Annotated in this window: 17 protein-coding genes; 16 read left to right on the top strand and 1 reads right to left on the bottom strand. The window is 71.2% G+C overall.

Translation table 11 applies throughout. From position 1 onward, the window contains the following. Window positions 1-147 precede the first annotated feature (147 nt). The gene (locus tag ACIRPU_RS30310; protein WP_403872818.1) at window positions 148-1,089 is read right to left on the bottom strand and encodes a cation diffusion facilitator family transporter; all 942 of its coding nucleotides are present in this window, start codon (window positions 1,087-1,089) and stop codon (window positions 148-150) included. 609 nt (window positions 1,090-1,698) lie between these two features. On the opposite strand from ACIRPU_RS30310, the gene ACIRPU_RS30305 reads away from it, so the two are divergent. The 16 genes from ACIRPU_RS30305 to ACIRPU_RS30230 all read left to right on the top strand — a co-directional run. Beyond that, window positions 1,699-3,546 carry a DUF5941 domain-containing protein gene (locus tag ACIRPU_RS30305; protein ID WP_403872816.1) on the top strand — a complete coding sequence of 616 codons (1,848 nt, stop codon included), beginning with the start codon at window positions 1,699-1,701 and terminating at the stop codon, window positions 3,544-3,546. Next, the gene (locus ACIRPU_RS30300) at window positions 3,543-4,295 is read left to right on the top strand and encodes a sugar phosphate nucleotidyltransferase (RefSeq protein WP_403872814.1); all 753 of its coding nucleotides are present in this window, start codon (window positions 3,543-3,545) and stop codon (window positions 4,293-4,295) included. The genes ACIRPU_RS30305 and ACIRPU_RS30300 overlap by 4 nt, the downstream gene beginning before the upstream one ends. Beyond that, window positions 4,283-5,344 (top strand): iron-containing alcohol dehydrogenase family protein, encoded by a 1,062-nt coding sequence (locus ACIRPU_RS30295; protein ID WP_355706168.1) that lies wholly within the window; start codon window positions 4,283-4,285, stop codon window positions 5,342-5,344. The genes ACIRPU_RS30300 and ACIRPU_RS30295 overlap by 13 nt, the downstream gene beginning before the upstream one ends. Then, entirely contained in the window at window positions 5,322-6,101 is a 780-nt protein-coding gene (locus ACIRPU_RS30290) for a CDP-alcohol phosphatidyltransferase family protein (RefSeq protein ID WP_384122652.1), read from the top strand. Before ACIRPU_RS30295 ends, ACIRPU_RS30290 begins: the two co-directional genes overlap by 23 nt. Window positions 6,102-6,109: 8 nt before the next feature. Next, on the top strand, window positions 6,110-6,982 hold the full coding sequence (locus ACIRPU_RS30285) for a glycosyltransferase family 2 protein (protein WP_403873094.1): 873 nt from the start codon (window positions 6,110-6,112) through the stop codon (window positions 6,980-6,982). 99 nt (window positions 6,983-7,081) lie between these two features. Beyond that, window positions 7,082-8,011, top strand: coding sequence for an ABC transporter permease (locus tag ACIRPU_RS30280; RefSeq protein ID WP_403872811.1), 930 nt, complete (start codon window positions 7,082-7,084; stop codon window positions 8,009-8,011). Further along, a complete protein-coding gene (locus ACIRPU_RS30275) occupies window positions 8,004-8,795 on the top strand; it encodes an ABC transporter ATP-binding protein (RefSeq protein ID WP_355706164.1) in 792 nt (263 codons plus the stop codon). Before ACIRPU_RS30280 ends, ACIRPU_RS30275 begins: the two co-directional genes overlap by 8 nt. Before the next feature lie 360 nt (window positions 8,796-9,155). Beyond that, window positions 9,156-10,067 (top strand): squalene synthase HpnC, encoded by a 912-nt coding sequence (gene hpnC / locus ACIRPU_RS30270; RefSeq protein ID WP_403872809.1) that lies wholly within the window; start codon window positions 9,156-9,158, stop codon window positions 10,065-10,067. Further along, the gene (gene hpnD, locus ACIRPU_RS30265) at window positions 10,064-11,014 is read left to right on the top strand and encodes a presqualene diphosphate synthase HpnD (RefSeq protein WP_403872807.1); all 951 of its coding nucleotides are present in this window, start codon (window positions 10,064-10,066) and stop codon (window positions 11,012-11,014) included. Before hpnC ends, hpnD begins: the two co-directional genes overlap by 4 nt. Further along, window positions 11,014-11,166 (top strand): DUF6380 family protein, encoded by a 153-nt coding sequence (locus tag ACIRPU_RS30260; protein WP_351760440.1) that lies wholly within the window; start codon window positions 11,014-11,016, stop codon window positions 11,164-11,166. The genes hpnD and ACIRPU_RS30260 overlap by 1 nt, the downstream gene beginning before the upstream one ends. Continuing rightward, on the top strand, window positions 11,163-12,584 hold the full coding sequence (gene hpnE, locus ACIRPU_RS30255) for a hydroxysqualene dehydroxylase HpnE (RefSeq protein ID WP_403872804.1): 1,422 nt from the start codon (window positions 11,163-11,165) through the stop codon (window positions 12,582-12,584). Before ACIRPU_RS30260 ends, hpnE begins: the two co-directional genes overlap by 4 nt. A gap of 110 nt (window positions 12,585-12,694) precedes the next feature. Next, a complete protein-coding gene (locus ACIRPU_RS30250) occupies window positions 12,695-13,723 on the top strand; it encodes a polyprenyl synthetase family protein (RefSeq protein ID WP_403873091.1) in 1,029 nt (342 codons plus the stop codon). Between the two features lie 117 nt (window positions 13,724-13,840). Next, the gene (gene shc / locus ACIRPU_RS30245) at window positions 13,841-15,862 is read left to right on the top strand and encodes a squalene--hopene cyclase (protein ID WP_403872802.1); all 2,022 of its coding nucleotides are present in this window, start codon (window positions 13,841-13,843) and stop codon (window positions 15,860-15,862) included. Further along, window positions 15,862-16,503 (top strand): 1-hydroxy-2-methyl-2-butenyl 4-diphosphate reductase, encoded by a 642-nt coding sequence (locus tag ACIRPU_RS30240; protein ID WP_171400713.1) that lies wholly within the window; start codon window positions 15,862-15,864, stop codon window positions 16,501-16,503. The genes shc and ACIRPU_RS30240 overlap by 1 nt, the downstream gene beginning before the upstream one ends. 5 nt (window positions 16,504-16,508) lie before the next feature. After that, window positions 16,509-17,531, top strand: coding sequence for an adenosyl-hopene transferase HpnH (gene hpnH, locus ACIRPU_RS30235; protein ID WP_355706158.1), 1,023 nt, complete (start codon window positions 16,509-16,511; stop codon window positions 17,529-17,531). A gap of 4 nt (window positions 17,532-17,535) precedes the next feature. Beyond that, a partial coding sequence (locus tag ACIRPU_RS30230) for a flavodoxin-dependent (E)-4-hydroxy-3-methylbut-2-enyl-diphosphate synthase (protein WP_403872799.1) occupies window positions 17,536-17,852 on the top strand: 317 nt, incomplete at its 3' end.

Below are 17,852 nucleotides of genomic sequence, written 5' to 3'. Positions count from 1 at the left end.
TACGCGTCCGGCACTCCCGGCACTTCACGCGAATGCGCGCATGTCCCGCGCGGCAAGGGACCCGGCACCTGATCTTGCCCGGCGTCGCGAGCGGGGAACCGTCCGGAACGTCTGTGCGGATCACGCGCCGCGGGCGTCCGGACACGCTCAGTGACAGAGTCGCGCCTCGTGCTCCGCGTGCCCGCTCGGCTCCAGCTGGAAGGTGCAGTGCTCCACGTCGAAGTGGTGGCCGAGGCAGCCCTGGAGCTCGTGCAACATCTTCTCGTGGCCGATCGCGTTCAGCACGTCCGAGCGCACCACCACGTGCGCCGACAGCACCGGCATCCCGGAGGTGATGGTCCACGCGTGCAGATCGTGGACGTCCTCCACCCCGTCCAGGGCGAGTATGTGGGACCGCACCTCCGCCATGTCGACGTCCTTGGGCGCCGACTCCAGCAGCACGTCGAGCGTCTCGCGCAGCAGCTTCACGGTGCGCGGCACGATCATCAGGCCGATGACGAGCGAGGCGATCGGGTCGGCGGGCTGCCAGCCGGTGGTCAGGATCACCACCGCCGAGATCAGCACCGCCACCGACCCCAGCGCGTCCGCCGCCACCTCCAGGAACGCCCCGCGCACGTTCAGGCTCTCCGCCTGGCCGCGCATCAGCAGCGACATCGAGATCACGTTCGCGACCAGACCGAACGCGCCGAACCAGATCATCAGCCCGCCCTCGGTGGCGGCGGGAGTGAAGAACCGCTGGACCGCCTCGTACAGGACGTAGCCGCCCACCCCGAGCAGCAGCAGACAGTTGGCGAGGGCGGCCAGGATCTCGGCGCGGGCCAGCCCGAAGGTACGGGTCGCGCTCGGCGGCCGGTTGGCGAACTGGATGGCGAGCAGCGCCATGCCCAGGCCCAGCGCGTCCGTCGCCATGTGCGCGGCGTCCGCGACCAGCGCGAGGGAGTCCGCGAGCATTCCGCCGACGATCTCGACGACCATGACGGCGAGCGTGATCGACAGCGCGACGCGCAGCCTGCCCCGGTACGCCGCCGCGGCCGTGCCGGTGGTCGGTCCGTGCGTGTGCGTATGGCCGTGGTCGTGCCCAGCCCCCATGGAAGCAGCCCTTCTGTGGTCCGTCGTGGCCCTCGTGTTCTGCCCCGCGATCACAGTGAACTACGGGTGGGGGGTATCCGGCAACGCGGCACTGAACACCGTTGTCATGTGCCCTGACCTGCGGAAACGAATCGCAGGTCAGGGCATCCTCACCGGCTGCTCGGCGGGGGTGCGGCCGGCGGCCCGACCCGGCGGCCCCGGCGGGGGCCGCTCGGTCGGGCCGGCGCCCAGGCCGGCGTCCGGGCCGGTGACGCGCTCCCCGGCCCCGGGCGGGGACCGTGGCGCCGGTGCGCTGTGCCCTGCGTCGCCCCGGCGCGGTGGACAATGTCCCGGATGTCGGCTCTCGGGGGCGCGGTTTGTCGCCCGGGCCGTCGATCACCGATGATGATCTCGGCGAAGGCCGGTTCAAGCCGGGTTCGAGCCGTGCTGCCGGACCGCGTCGATCGTGCCTGAACGGGCGGTGAACACGGCGTTCCCGGCATCCGATAGCCTCTGCCGACATGCCGCCCGCCTGGTGCAGCCACTGGTGAAGCAACCGGTGCAGCCAAGGGGCGCCTCCATCGTGTACATGACCGGCGTGAACGCGCCGGACCCAGGGAGTGAGTTCGGTTGTCGACCGCCATCCTCACCGGCTCGCCGGTCCCCGGATCGTCGATCGAGGCCGATCTGCGGTCCCTCGGCTTCGACGTCCGGACCGCCTCCGACGCCGGTGACGCCGAGGCCCTCCTCGCCGCCGTCCCCGGTGACCAGCGCGTCGCCGTCGTGGACGCCCGCTTCGTAGGTCACGAGCACGCGCTGCGCCTCGGCCTCACCGACCCCCGCTTCCCGCTCTGCGCGGTCCCGGGCGCGGTGACCGCGCAGCCGGCCGGCCGTCAGGCCCTGACCCGCGCGATGGCCCGGGAGAACTCGGCGACCGGCGGCACCGCGCACGGGGGTGCCCCCGCGCGAACGAAGTCGAGCGTGGGAGACGTCGACAGCGTCGTCAGCCTCGCCGACCGGGTCGTCGCCGCCCTCGACGCCGACGGCGTCGACGTGCACCGCCCCGAGCTCGGCAGTCTGGTCGCGGAGGTCCCCGCCGACCCGCAGGCCCGCAACGAGGCACGACAGGCCGTCGCCGCCGTCGACGACGAGGCCGTCCGCCTGAAGTCGGCCGTGAAGGCCCGCGACGGCTTCTTCACCACGTACTGCATCAGCCCGTACTCGCGTTACCTCGCCCGCTGGTGCGCCCGCCGCGGCCTCACCCCCAACCAGGTCACCACCGCCTCGCTGATCACCGCGCTGATCGCGGCGGCCTGCGCGGCCACCGGCACCCGGGGCGGGTTCGTCGCGGCCGGCGTGCTGCTGATCGCGTCCTTCGTCCTGGACTGCACCGACGGCCAGCTCGCCCGCTACTCCCTGCAGTACTCCACGCTCGGCGCCTGGCTCGACGCCACCTTCGACCGCGCCAAGGAGTACGCCTACTACGCGGGCCTCGCACTCGGCGCCGCCCGGGGCGGGGACGACGTATGGGCCCTCGCGCTGGGGGCGATGGTCCTCCAGACCTGCCGGCACGTCGTGGACTTCTCCTTCAACGAGGCCAACCACGACGCCACCGCCAACACCAGCCCCACCGCGGCCCTCTCCGACAAGCTCGACAGCGTCGGCTGGACGGTCTGGGTGCGGCGGATGATAGTCCTGCCCATCGGTGAACGATGGGCCATGATCGCCGTTCTCACCGCTGCCACCACCCCCCGCATCACCTTCTACGCGCTGCTCGTCGGCTGCGCGTTCGCGGCGACCTACACCACGGCGGGCCGGGTCCTGCGCTCGCTGACCCGCAGGGCCAGGCGGACGGACCGGGCGGCGCAGGCGCTGGCGGACCTGGCGGACAACGGGCCGCTGGCGGAGGCGCTGGCCCGTCTCCTGCCCGGCAAGCCCCGTGTCACAGCCCCCCTCAGCGCCGCCGTAGGCGCCGTCATGGTCACCCTCGGGGCCTGGCTGTGGGGAGCGAGCTGGTGGGTCGTTCTGATGGCCGGCGCCTATGTCCTGCTGTCCGCCGAAGCCGTCGAGCACCCCCTCAAGGGCGCCCTCGACTGGCTGATCCCTCCCTTCTTCCGGGCCGGCGAGTACTGCACGGTCCTCATCCTCGCGGCCAAGGCCGATGTGCACGGAGCGCTTCCCGCGGCTTTCGGGCTGGTGGGCGCAGTCGCCTACCATCACTACGACACGGTGTACCGCATCCGCGGCAACGCCGGTGCGCCGCCGGCCTGGCTGGTGCGCGCCATCGGGGGGCAGGACGGGCGCACGCTGCTCGTCGCCCTGCTGGCCGTGCTGCTCACCGGCTCGCAGTTCGCGGTCGCGCTCACGGTCCTCGCCGTGGTCGTCGCCGTCGTGGTGCTCTTCGAGAGCATCCGCTTCTGGGTCGCCGCCCACCGGGCAGGCGCCCCGTCCGTACACGATGAAGGAGAACCCGCATGATCGGCCTCGTGCTGGCGGCCGGCGCCGGACGGCGTCTGCGCCCCTACACCGACAGCCTGCCCAAGGCGCTGGTGCCGGTGGGGCCTGCGGGCATAGAGGGCGAGCCCACGGTTCTGGACCTGACGCTCGGCAACTTCGCCGAGATCGGTCTGACCGAGGTCGCGGTCATCGTCGGCTACCGCAAGGAGGCCGTGTACGAGCGCAAGGCGGCGCTGGAGGCGAAGTACGGCCTCAAGCTCACCCTCATCGACAACGACAAGGCCGAGGAGTGGAACAACGCCTACTCCCTGTGGTGCGGCCGTGACGCCCTCAAGGACGGTGTGATCCTCGCCAACGGCGACACCGTCCACCCCGTCTCCGTCGAGCGGACGCTGCTCGCCGCCCGCGGCGAGGGCAAGAAGATCATCCTCGCCCTCGACACCGTGAAGTCCCTGGCGGACGAGGAGATGAAGGTCGTCGTCGACCCTGAGAAGGGCATGACGAGGATCACCAAGCTGATGGATCCGGCCGAGGCCACCGGCGAGTACATCGGCGTCACCCTCATCGAGGGCGACGCGGCCCCCGAGCTGGCCGACGCGCTCAAGGCCGTGTGGGAGACCGACCCGCAGCAGTTCTACGAGCACGGGTACCAGGAGCTGGTGAACCGGGGCTTCCGTATCGACGTGGCGCCGATCGGCGACATCAAGTGGGTCGAGATCGACAACCACGACGATCTCGCCCGTGGACGGGAGATCGCGTGCCAGTACTGACCCGGCTGATCCCCTCACCGGTCGTCGTCGACATCCGCCCGGGTGCCCTCGACGACCTGGTCGGGGTCCTCGCCGACGAGCGCATCTCGCACTCGGGCAAGCTCGCGATCGCCGTCAGCGGCGGCTCGGGCGCCCGGCTGCGCGAGCGCCTCACCCCCGCTCTGCCCGGCGCCACCTGGTACGAGGTCGGCGGCGGAACCCTCGACGACGCCGTCCAGCTGGCCACCGACATAAAGGCCGGCCACTTCGACGCGGTCGTCGGGCTGGGCGGCGGCAAGATCATCGACTGCGCCAAGTTCGCCGCGGCACGGGTGGGCCTGCCGCTGGTCGCCGTGCCCACGAACCTCGCGCACGACGGTCTGTGCTCGCCGGTCGCCACCCTCGACAACGACGCGGGGCGCGGCTCCTACGGTGTGCCGAACCCGATCGCCGTCGTGATCGACCTGGACGTCATCCGCGAGGCCCCGGTCCGCTATGTGCGGGCCGGCATCGGTGACGCCGTCTCCAACATCTCCGCCATCGCGGACTGGGAGCTCGCCCACCGGATCAAGGGCGAGAAGATCGACGGCCTCGCCGCCGCGATCGCCCGGCAGGCCGGCGAGGCGGTGCTGCGCCACCCGGGCGGCATCGGGGACACCGACTTCCTCCAGGTGCTGGCCGAGGCGCTGGTGCTCAGCGGCATCGCGATGTCGGTGTCGGGCGACTCCCGCCCCTCCTCCGGCGCGTGCCACGAGATCAACCACGCCTTCGACCTGCTCTTCCCCAAGCGGGCGGCCGCCCACGGCGAGCAGTGCGGACTCGGCGCGACCTTCGCCATGTACCTGCGCGGAGCCCACGAGGAGTCGGCGTACATGGCGCAGGTGCTGCGCCGGCACGGGCTTCCGGTCCTGCCCGAGGAGATCGGCTTCACGGTGGACGAGTTCGTCCGCGTGGTGGAGTTCGCTCCCGAGACCCGGCCCGGCCGCTACACGATCCTCGAACACCTCGACCTCAAGACCGAACAGATCAAGGACATCTACGCCGACTATGTCAAGGCCATCGGTAGCTGAACTCAGACCGGTCGTCCACCCTCCGGGGGTGAAGGACCGGCGCAGCGGTGAGCACTGGATGGGACGCCTCTACATGCGTGAGGTGTCCCTGCGGGTCGACCGCTACCTGGTCAACACCAGGGTCACGCCCAACCAGCTCACGTACCTGATGACCGTCTTCGGGGTGCTCGCGGCGCCGGCCCTGCTGGTGCCGGGGATCACCGGCGCCGTGCTCGGCGTGGTGTGCGTCCAGATGTACCTGCTGCTGGACTGCGTCGACGGCGAGATCGCCCGCTGGAAGAAGCAGTACTCGCTCGGCGGGGTCTACCTGGACCGGGTCGGGGCGTATCTCACCGACGCCGCCGTGCTGGTCGGCTTCGGCCTGCGCGCCGCCGACCCGTGGGGCACCGGGCGGATCGACTGGCTCTGGGCCTTCCTCGGCACGCTGGCCGCGCTCGGCGCGATCCTGATCAAGGCCGAGACCGACCTCGTCGGCGTCGCCCGGCACCAGGGCGGTCTGCCGCCGGTAAAGGAGTCGGCGTCCGAGCCGCGCTCCTCCGGCATGGCGCTGGCCCGCCGGGCCGCGTCGGCGCTCCAGTTCCACCGGCTGATCCTCGGCATCGAGGCGTCCCTGCTGATCCTGGTCCTGGCGGTCGTCGACCAGGTGCGCGGCGACCTGTTCTTCTCCCGGCTGGGCGTCGCCGTCCTGGCCGGCATCGCGCTCCTCCAGACGCTGCTGCACCTGGTGTCCATCCTCGTGTCGAGCAGGCTGAAGTGAGCGCGCCGATGAAGGTCGGCGCGGTCGTCATCACCATGGGCAACCGCCCCGACGAGCTGAGGGCCCTGCTCGACTCGATCGCCAAGCAGGACGGCGACCGGGTCGAGGTGGTCGTGGTCGGCAACGGCTCGCCCGTCCCGGACGTCCCCGAGGGCGTCAGGACGATCGAGCTGCCCGAGAACCTCGGCATCCCCGGCGGCCGCAACGTCGGCATCGAGGCCTTCGGCCCCAGCGGACGTGACGTCGACGTCCTGCTGTTCCTGGACGACGACGGCCTGCTGGCCCACCACGACACGGCCGAGCTGTGCCGGCGGGCCTTCGACGCCGATCCGAAGCTGGGCATCGTCAGCTTCCGGATCGCCGACCCGCAGACCGGTGTCACCCAGCGCCGTCACGTGCCCCGGCTGCGCGCCGCCGACCCGATGCGCTCCTCCCGGGTCACCACGTTCCTCGGAGGCGCCAACGCCGTGCGCACGAAGGTCTTCGCGGAGGTGGGCGGACTCCCGGACGAGTTCTTCTACGCCCACGAGGAGACCGACCTGGCATGGCGGGCCCTCGACGCGGGCTGGATGATCGACTACCGGTCCGACATGGTGCTGTACCACCCGACGACCGCGCCCTCGCGGCACGCGGTGTACCACCGCATGGTCGCCCGCAACCGGGTCTGGCTGGCCCGGCGCAACCTTCCCGCTCCGCTGGTCCCCGTCTATCTCGGGGTGTGGCTGCTGCTCACCCTGGCGCGCCGCCCCTCGGGGTCCGCGCTCAAGGCGTGGTTCGGCGGTTTCCGGGAAGGCTGGAGCACTCCGTGCGGACCTCGTAGGCCCATGAAGTGGCGTACGGTGTGGCGGCTGACCCGACTGGGCCGGCCCCCGGTGATCTGACAAGCTCGTCCCTGAGGGCACCCCGGGCCGTACCGCGGGCCCCCCGGCTCATGCCGGCCTCGTCAAGGCTGCGCATCCCGAAGACGAAAGTTCCTACTTGTGAGTGAGACAACGCATGACGTCGGAGTCGTGGTGACCGCGCCTCCGTCGCCCGACGAGGGCCTCACGGCGGCACAGCTGGCCGCCAAGTACGGGCTGGCCGTGAGCGGCGCCCGGCCTGCGCTGCGGGAGTACGTCCGGCAGCTCTGGGGGCGCCGGCACTTCATCATGGCGTTCTCCCGGGCGAAACTGGCCTCCCAGTACAGCCAGGCCAAGCTCGGCCAGCTGTGGCAGGTGGCCACGCCGTTGCTGAACGCGGCCGTGTACTTCATGATCTTCGGCCTGCTGCTCGACGCCGGCCGGGGGATGTCGAAGGAGGTGTACATCCCCTTCCTCGTCACGGGCGTCTTCGTGTTCACCTTCACGCAGAGCTCGGTGATGACCGGTGTACGCGCGATCTCGGGCAACCTCGGCCTGGTCCGCGCCCTGCACTTCCCGCGGGCCTCGCTGCCGATCTCGTTCGCCCTCCAGCAGCTCCAGCAACTGCTGTACTCGATGCTGGTGCTGTTCGTCGTCGTGATCGGCTTCGGCAGCTACCCGGACGCCTCCTGGGCGTTGATCGTCCCGGTGCTCGTCCTGCAGTTCTGCTTCAACTCCGGTCTGGCGCTGATCTTCGCCCGGGCCGGCGCGAAGACCCCGGACCTGGCGCAGCTGATGCCGTTCGTGATGCGGACGTGGATGTACGCGTCCGGCGTGATGTTCTCCATCCCCGTCTTCCTCGCGGACAAGCCGCAGTGGGTGGCCAACATCCTGCAGTGGAACCCGGCCGCCATCTACATGGACCTGATGCGCTTCGCGCTCATCGAGGAGTACAGCGCCGAGAACCTTCCCGCGCACGTGTGGGCGGTCGCGGGCGGCTGGGCCGTCCTCGTCGCCCTCGGCGGCTTCGTGTACTTCTGGCAGGCGGAGGAGAGGTACGGCCGTGGTTGAGCCGCTTCCGGGACAACGGATCCCGACCGTCATCGCCGACGACGTCCACATCGTCTACCGCGTCAACGGCGCCAAGTCCGGCAAGGGCAGCGCCACCGCGGCGCTCAGCCGCATCGTCAGGCGCGGGGGCCGCGCGGGCGAGGAGCGCGGTGTGCGCAAGGTGCACGCGGTGCGCGGCGTCTCCTTCGTCGCCCACCGCGGCGAGGCCATCGGTCTGATCGGCTCCAACGGCTCCGGCAAGTCCACGCTGCTGCGCGCCATCGCGGGTCTGCTGCCGCCGGAGAGCGGCCGGGTCTACACCGACGGCCAGCCCTCGCTGCTCGGCGTCAACGCGGCCCTGATGAACGACCTCACCGGCGAGCGCAACGTCACCCTCGGCGGGCTCGCCATGGGCATGTCCCGCGAGCAGATCAAGGAGCGCTACCAGGAGATCGTCGACTTCTCCGGCATCAACGAGAAGGGCGACTTCATCACCCTGCCGATGCGCACCTACTCCTCGGGCATGCAGGCGCGGCTGCGCTTCTCCATCGCCGCCGCCAAGGACCACGACGTCCTGATGATCGACGAGGCCCTGGCCACCGGTGACGCGAAGTTCAGGGGACGCTCCGAGGAGCGCATCCGGGAGCTGCGCGAGCACGCCGGCTCGGTGTTCCTGGTCAGCCACAGCAACAAGTCGATCAGGGACACCTGCGACCGCGTGCTGTGGCTGGAACGCGGCGAACTACGGCTGGACGGTCCGACCGAAGAGGTCATGCGGGAGTACGAGAAGTTCTCGGGCAAGTAGCGCGATTCGGCCAGGGCCCCGCCGGAACTGTCCGGCGGGGCCCTGCGTCTGCAAAGGAAACGTCAACTCCGGGTCAGCCTAGGAATCTTGACGCCAATCGGTGTGTTGTTGTGATGTCCAGGACACCCCCGCGAACCGTGTCGCGTTGTACAACGTAAGCTGGACCGGCCCCCGAATCGCGCCAAGTGGGGCGAAAACGTGCAGCGCCCGCCGTCGGGGCACCTGCGCGGGCGGCTGGGCGGCGTGTCCGAAATAGTGTGTATTAGGTCAGCAGTGTAGAACGGGAGATGTGACGGCGATGGCTACGGAAACTCCCCAGATCGACGCAAGCCGTGCCGTCCTCGCCCCGGGCGGTCGACGATGACGGCGCCCGCCGTGCCGCGCGTCGGCGACCCGGAGCGCGGCACCCTCGACAAGGCCGCGGACGAGAACTTCCCGGTGGCGCCCTTCTTCCTGCCCAGGGCCTGGCGCGAGGACCTGATGGCCGTGTACGGCTTCGCCCGGCTCGTCGACGACATCGGCGACGGCGACCTCGCCCCCGGTGGCGCGGACGCCCGGCTGCTCGGCGTGTCGGCCACCGCGGCCGAGGACCGCCTCGCGCTGCTGGACGCCTTCGAGGCCGATCTGCGTCGTGTCTTCGACGGATCCGACGGCCCGCCCCGGCATCCCCTGCTGCGCCGCCTCCAGCCGACCGTCCGCGGTCGCGCGCTCGGCCCGGAGCCCTTCCTCGGTCTGATCGCCGCCAACCGTCAGGACCAGCTCGTCACGCGCTACGAGACCTACGACGACCTCCTGGCCTACTGCGAGCTGTCCGCCAATCCCGTGGGCCGGCTGGTCCTCGCCGTCACCGGCGCCGCCACCCCCGAGCGGATCCGCCGCTCCGACGCGATCTGCACCGCGCTGCAGATCGTCGAACATCTCCAGGACGTGGCCGAGGACCTCGGCCGCGACCGCGTCTATCTGCCCGCCGCGGACATGAAGCGCTTTCACGTCAAGGAATCGGATCTGGCCACGGGAACCGCGGGCGCCTCGGTGCGCGCGCTGATCGCGTACGAGGCGGAACGCGCCGGCGATCTGCTGAATGAAGGCGCCCCCTTGGTGGGTAGCGTTCACGGCAGGCTGAGGCTGCTGCTCGCGGGATTCGTGGCGGGGGGAAGGGCGGCGATCAAGGCGATCGCCGCCGCGGGGTACGACGTACTTCCCGGCCCGCCCAAGCCCGGCAGGCTCCGGCTGCTGCGCGAGGTGGGCGTGACCCTGCGAGGAGAGGGGTGATCCGGGCCGTGGAGCCGTCACCGCACGTGTCCGCGCCGGTACTCGCCGCCTACGGCTACTGCGAGACCGTCACCGGACAGCAGGCCCGTAACTTCGCGTACGGCATCCGGCTGCTGCCCACGTCCAAGCGCCGTGCGATGTCGGCGCTGTACGCCTTCTCGCGCCGCGTCGACGACATCGGGGACGGCGCGCTGGACGGCGAGGTCAAGACCGCCAGGCTCGAGGAGACCCGGGCGCTGCTCGGCCGGGTCCGCGCCGGCCAGGTCGAGGAGGACGACACCGACCCTGTCGCGGTCGCCCTCGCGCACACGGCGCGGGTCTTCCCCATCCCGCTGCGCGGCCTGGACGAGCTGATCGACGGCGTGCTGATGGACGTGCGCGGCGAGACCTACGAGACCTGGGACGACCTGAAGGCGTACTGCCGCTGTGTGGCGGGCGCCATCGGGCGGCTCTCGCTCGGCGTGTTCGGCACCGAACCGGGGGCGCGCGGCGCCGAGCGCGCGCCGGAGTACGCCGACACGCTCGGGCTCGCGCTCCAGCTCACCAACATCCTCAGGGACGTCCGCGAGGACGCCGAGGGCGGCCGTACCTATCTGCCCGCCGACGACCTCGCGAAGTTCGGCTGCTCGGCCGGGTTCGACGGGCCGAAGCCGCCCGAGGGCTCCGACTTCGCCGGTCTCGTGCACTTCGAGGTGCGGCGGGCCCGCGCCCTCTTCGCCGAGGGCTACCGGCTGCTCCCCCTGCTCGACCGGCGCAGCGGCGCCTGTGTCGCCGCCATGGCGGGCATCTACCGCCGCCTCCTCGACCGCATCGAGCGCGACCCCGAGGCCGTGCTGCGCGGCCGGGTCTCGCTGCCCGGACGGGAGAAGGCCTATGTGGCCGTACGCGGGCTGTCGGGCCTGGACGCCCGGCATGTGTCGCGGCGGACCGTCAGGAGGCACCCCTGATGGACGCGATCGGTGACAAAGTGGGCCAAGGTGATTCCACCGGTGAAAAGCGGCACGCAACCCTCCGGTGCGGCGCGGCGTCCCTGACTGCGACGGCCAGCGGTGCAGAGTTCAAACACCATGGCCGGTCCGCACGGGAGGGCGCAGGATGAGCGACGAGCAACACGCGGACGCCTCGGCAGCGTCCAGTCCTTCGGGGCGTACCGCCGTCGTCGTCGGGGGAGGGCTCGCGGGGGTGACCGCCGCGCTCGCGCTCGCCGACGCGGGCGTACGCGTCACCCTGCTCGAAGGCCGGCCCCGGCTCGGCGGCCTGGCCTTCTCCTTCCAGCGCGGCGAACTGACCGTGGACAACGGACAACACGTCTACCTGCGCTGCTGCACCGCCTACCGCTGGTTCCTCGAGCGCATCGAGGGCAGCGCGCTGGCGCCGTTGCAGGAACGTCTCGACGTGCCCGTCGTCGATGTGGCCCGGCCCGAGGGACGGCGGCTCGGCAGGCTGCGGCGCGACGCGCTGCCCGTGCCCCTGCATCTGGGGCGCAGCCTCGCCACGTATCCGCATCTCTCGCTCGCCGAACGCGCCAGGGTGGGCCGTGCCGCGCTCGCGCTCCAGAGGCTCGACCTCGCCGATCCGCGCCTGGACGCACAGGACTTCGGCAGCTGGCTGACCGCGCACGGTCAGTCGGCACGCGCCGTCGAGGCCCTCTGGGACCTGGTCGGGGTCGCCACCCTCAACGCGGTCGCGGGCGACTGTTCGCTGGGGCTCGCCGCGATGGTGTTCAAGACCGGTCTGCTGTCCGACCCGGGCGCCGCCGACATCGGCTGGGCGCAGGTCCCGCTGGGCGAACTGCACGACCGGCTCGCCCGCAAGGCGCTCGACTCCGCCGGCGTGCGTACCGAGGTCCGAACACGCGTCACCTCCCTCTGTCTTGACGAGAACGGGACGTGGAGCGTTCAGGTTCCCGGCGAGACGCTCCGCGCGGACACGGTCGTCCTCGCCGTCCCGCAGCGCGAGGCGTACGACCTGCTTCCCGACGGGGCGCTCGACGACGCCGAGCGGCTGCTGGAGATCGGCACCGCGCCCATCCTCAACGTGCACGTCGTCTACGACCGCAAGGTGCTCGACACGCCCTTCCTCGCGGCGCTCGGCACGCCCGTGCAGTGGGTCTTCGACCGCACCGCCGCCTCCGGGCTGCGCGAGGGCCAGTACCTCGCCCTGTCCCAGTCCGCCGCGCAGGACGAGATCGACGAACCCGTCGCCGCGCTGCGCGAGCGCTATCTGCCCGAACTCCAGCGGCTGCTGCCGGGCACGCGCGGCGCCGAGGTGCGGGACTTCTTCGTGACCCGGGAGCGCACGGCGACGTTCGCCCCCACCCCCGGCGTCGGGCGCCTTCGGCCCGGCGCCCGCACCAGAACCCCCGGCCTGTACCTGGCCGGAGCGTGGACCGCCACAGGGTGGCCCGCGACCATGGAGAGTGCGGTCCGCAGCGGTGTGAGCGCGGCGGACGCCGCGCTGAGCGCCCTGGGCCGGCCCCGCCCCCGCCGCCTCTTCGCGTTCGAGGAGGCGGCCTGATGCTCGATCAGCACGGCTCGGCACACCCCCGCACCCTCTCCAGCACCGCAACAAGAGGAGAAAACGTGCCCACTGTGCCCCCGGCCACGCCGGCCGCTCGGAGGACCGCGGTGGACGTGACCGCGCTCCTGGAGCGTGGCCGCACCCTGGCCACCCCGGTGCTGCGGGCGGCCGTCGACCGTCTGGCACCGCCCATGGACACGGTCGCCGCCTACCACTTCGGCTGGATCGACGCCCAGGGCAACCCGACCGACGGCGACGGCGGCAAGGCCGTGCGTCCCGCGCTCGCCGTGCTCTCCGCCGAGGTCACCGGGGCCGCTCCCGAGGTCGGCGTCCCCGGCGCGGTCGCCGTCGAGCTGGTCCACAACTTCTCGCTCCTGCACGACGACCTGATGGACGGCGACGAGCAGCGCAGGCACCGGGACACCGTCTGGAAGGTGCACGGCCCCGCCCAGGCCATCCTGGTCGGCGACGCCCTGTTCGCCCTCGCGGGCGAGATCCTCCTCGAACTCGGCACGGTCGAGGCGGCCCGGGCGACCCACCGGCTGACCGTCGCCACCCGTGCCCTCATCGACGGCCAGGCCCAGGACATCTCCTACGAGCACCGCGACCGGGTCAGCGTCGAGGAGTGCCTGGAGATGGAGGGCAACAAGACCGGCGCCCTGCTGGCCTGCGCCAGTTCCATCGGCGCCGTGCTCGGCGGGGCGGACCGGCCCACCGCCGACGCCCTGGAGAAGTACGGCTACCACCTCGGCCTGGCCTTCCAGGCCGTGGACGACCTGCTCGGCATCTGGGGCGACCCGGAGGCCACCGGCAAGCAGACCTGGAGCGACCTGCGCCAGCGCAAGAAGTCCCTGCCGGTGGTGGCCGCGCTCGCGGCGGGCGGTTCCGCCTCCGAGCAGCTCGGGGAGATCCTCGCCGCCGACGCCAAGAGCAGCGACTTCGAGACCTTCTCCGAGGGGGAGTTCGCGGCCCGCGCCGCCCTGATCGAGGAGGCGGGCGGCCGTGACTGGACCGCCGGGGAGGCACGCCGTCAGCACGCCGTCGCCCTGGACGCCCTGAACGCCGTGGACATGCCCGAGCAGGTGCGCGAGCGGTTCACGGCGCTCGCCGACTTCGTCGTCGTACGAAAGAGATGATCCCTATCGGTCGAATAGCCCTCGCGTAGTCGCCGGCCGGTGTGCGAGGAGAGAACACCGGCCGACGGCGGACCCACAGCAGACGCAACGCCATGCACACTGCACGAAGGGGAAGCCATGACAGCGACGACCGACGGAAGCACCGGGGCCCTACCGCCCCGCGCTGCCGCGGCCAGCGAAACCGACATCACCATCCCCGTGGCGGCCGGGGTACAAGAAGCCGCCGCGAGCGCCATGCAACGCGCCACCGACTTCCTGCTCGCCCAGCAGGACGCCGAGGGCTGGTGGAAGGGCGACCTCGAGACGAACGTCACGATGGACGCCGAGGACCTGCTGCTCCGTCAGTTCCTGGGCATCAGCGACGAGGCCACGACCCGGGCCGCCGCGCTCTTCGTCCGCGGCGAGCAGCGCGAGGACGGTACGTGGGCCACCTTCTACGGCGGTCCGTCCGACCTCTCCGCCACCGTCGAGGCGTATGTCGCCCTGCGGCTGGCGGGCGACGCACCCGAGGCGCCCCACATGCGCCGGGCCTCCGGGTGGATCCGCGAGCAGGGGGGCATCGCCGCCGCCCGGGTCTTCACCCGGATCTGGCTGGCCCTGTTCGGCTGGTGGAAGTGGGAGGACCTGCCCGAACTTCCGCCGGAACTCTTGTTCTTCCCTAAATGGTTCCCCCTGAGCATCTACAACTTCGGCTGCTGGGCGCGGCAGACGATCGTGCCGCTCACCGTCGTGTCGGCGAAACGCCCGGTGCGTCCGGCGCCGTTCCCCCTCGACGAGCTGCACGCCGACCCCGCGAACCCCAATCCGCCCAAGCCCCTTGCCCCGGTCAACAGTTGGGACGGACTCTTCCAGCGGCTCGACAAGGTGGTGCGCGGCTACCGGTCGGTCGCGGTGCGCAGGCTGCGCGGAGCGGCCCTGAACTCCGCCGCCCGCTGGATCATCGAACGGCAGGAGAACGACGGCGCCTGGGGCGGCATCCAGCCGCCGGCCGTGTACTCGATGATCGCCCTGCACCTGCTCGGCTACGACCTCCAACACCCGGTGATGCGGGCGGGACTCGAGTCGCTGGACCGTTACGCCGTGTGGCGCGAGGACGGCGCGCGGATGATCGAGGCCTGTCAGTCGCCGGTGTGGGACACCTGCCTGGCGGCCATCGCGCTCGCCGACGCGGGACTCCCCGCCGACCACCCGCAACTGGTCAAGGCCGCCGACTGGATGCTCGGCGAACAGGTCGTCCGGCCGGGCGACTGGTCGGTGAGCAGGCCCCAACTGCCGCCGGGCGGCTGGGCGTTCGAGTTCCACAACGACAACTACCCCGACATCGACGACACCGCCGAGGTCGTCCTCGCGCTGCGCCGGGTCAAGCACCACGACCCGGAGCGGATGGACCGGGCCATCGCACGCGGGGTGCGCTGGAACCTCGGGATGCAGTCGAAGAACGGGGGCTGGGGCGCCTTCGACGTCGACAACACCAGTCCGTTCCCCAACCGGATGCCCTTCTGCGACTTCGGCGAGGTCATCGACCCGCCGTCCGCCGACGTCACCGCGCACGTCGTGGAGATGCTGGCGGTCGAGGGGCTCTCGCACGACCCGCGCACCCGGCGCGGCATCGAGTGGCTGCTGTCCGAACAGGAGCCGGACGGCTCGTGGTTCGGGCGCTGGGGCGTCAACTACGTCTACGGCACGGGGTCGGTGGTGCCCGCCCTCACCGCGGCGGGCATGCCCGCCCAGCACCCCGCGATCCGACGGGCGGTCGCCTGGCTGGAGCGGGTGCAGAACGACGACGGCGGCTGGGGCGAGGACCTGCGCTCCTACCAGGACGCCACCCGCTGGAGCGCCCGGGGCGCCTCGACGGCCTCACAGACGGCCTGGGCGCTGATGGCGCTGCTGGCGGCCGGGGAGAAGGACTCCAAGGCCGTCGAGCGGGGCGTCGCCTGGCTGGCGCAGACCCAGCGGGAGGACGGCTCCTGGGACGAGCCCTACTTCACCGGCACCGGCTTCCCCTGGGACTTCTCGATCAACTACCACCTCTACCGGCAGGTCTTCCCGCTGACCGCGCTCGGCCGGTACGTCCACGGAGAGCCGTTCAGCAAGCACCCCGCCCCGCACGCGGCTTCCACCGAGGCCAAGGGGGGCTGATGAGCACGCAGTCCGTCCCGTCCCCGCTGCTGATCGCCTGTGCCCTCGGCATCGAGCACCTCGCCCTGCGCATGGGCGACCGCGGCGGAGCCGACGGGCCGGTCACCGTCCTGCGGACGGGCATGGGGCCGAAGGCGGCGGAGCGCTCCGTCACCCGTGTCCTGGCCGATCCGGTGTTCGCGGGGGCGGCCGTGCTGGCCACGGGTTTCTGTGCCGGCCTCGCCCCCGGCATGCACCCCGGCGACCTGGTCGTCGCCGAGGAGACCCGCGACCCGCGCGGCAGCGTCCCTTGCGTCGGCACCGAGCTGCTCGTCAAGGAACTCGCGCGCACCCTGCCCGGGCGCACCGTCCACACCGGCCCCCTCACCGGCTCCGACCACGTCGTTCGCGGTCATGAGCGGGCCGATCTGCTGGCCACCGGCGCGATCGCCCTCGACATGGAGTCGGCGGCCACGCTGCTGAGCGCCGTGCGCGCCGAGCCGCGCCCGGTTGCGGCCGTACGGGTGGTCGTGGACGCTCCTGAACATGAACTCGTCCGGATCGGCACGGTACGCGGGGGAATATCTGCCTTCCGCGTCCTTCGCTCGGTCCTGCCTGCTTTTTTCGAATGGCACCGTAATGTTCTGCTCCCCCGGAGGTGAGCCGCATGGCCATGCCACTGCGCCAGTCCATCAAGGTCGCTACATACCTGGTCGAACAGAAGCTTCGCAAGCGGGAGAAGTTTCCGCTCATCGTCGAGCTGGAACCCCTCTTCGCCTGCAACCTCAAGTGCGAGGGCTGCGGCAAGATCCAGCATCCGGCGGGCGTGCTCAAGCAGCGCATGCCGGTCGCCCAGGCCGTGGGCGCGGTGCTGGAGTCCGGTGCGCCGATGGTGTCCATCGCGGGCGGTGAGCCCCTGATGCACCCTCAGATCGACGAGATCGTGCGGCAGTTGGTGGCGAAGAGGAAGTACGTCTTCCTCTGCACCAACGCCATGCTGCTGCGCAAGAAGCTGGACAAGTTCACGCCCTCCCCCTACTTCGCCTTCGCCGTGCACATCGACGGGCTGCGGGAGCGGCACGACGAGTCGGTGGCCAAGGAGGGTGTGTTCGACGAGGCCGTGGCGGCCATAAAGGAGGCCAAGCGGCAGGGCTTCCGAGTGACCACCAACTCGACCTTCTTCAACACCGACACCCCGCAGACCATCATCGAGGTACTCAACTACCTCAACGACGACCTCAAGGTCGACGAGATGATGATCTCGCCCGCCTACGCCTACGAGAAGGCCCCCGACCAGGAGCACTTCCTCGGTGTGGAGCAGACCCGCGAGCTGTTCAAGAAGGCCTTCTCGGGCGGCAACCGGCGCCGCTGGCGGCTCAACCACTCGCCCCTGTTCCTCGACTTCCTCGAGGGCAAGGCCGACTTCCCGTGCACGGCCTGGGCGATCCCCAACTACTCGCTCTTCGGCTGGCAGCGACCCTGCTACCTGATGAGCGACGGGTATGTGCCGACGTACCGTGAGCTGATCGAGGAGACGGACTGGGACAAGTACGGCCGGGGCAAGGACCCGCGCTGCGCCAACTGCATGGCGCACTGCGGCTACGAGCCCACCGCCGTCCTCGCCACCATGGGCTCGCTGAAGGAGTCCCTGCGCGCCATGCGTGAGACCGTCAACGGAAACCGGGAGTGACGGGATGACCGCCGTATCCCTGGGCGTCCCCGGGATGCCGGTCCGGCCGGTTGCGTCGCGACGTGAGTCGCGGCGGATCCAGGTCGGATCGGTGGCGGTCGGGGGCGGGGCTCCGGTGTCGGTGCAGTCGATGACGACGACGCGTACGTCCGACATCGGCGCCACCCTCCAGCAGATCGCGGAGCTGACGGCGTCCGGCTGTCAGATCGTCCGGGTGGCCTGTCCTACGCAGGACGACGCGGACGCTCTCGCGACGATCGCGCGCAAGTCGCAGATCCCGGTGATCGCGGACATTCATTTCCAGCCGAAGTACGTGTTCGC

The organism is Streptomyces sp. NPDC102259, assembly GCF_044766465.1.
Classification (GTDB): Bacteria; Actinomycetota; Actinomycetes; order Streptomycetales; family Streptomycetaceae; genus Streptomyces.
Note: the sequence above shows the minus strand (reverse complement) of the source record. Positions and strands in the feature narration are given on the sequence as shown.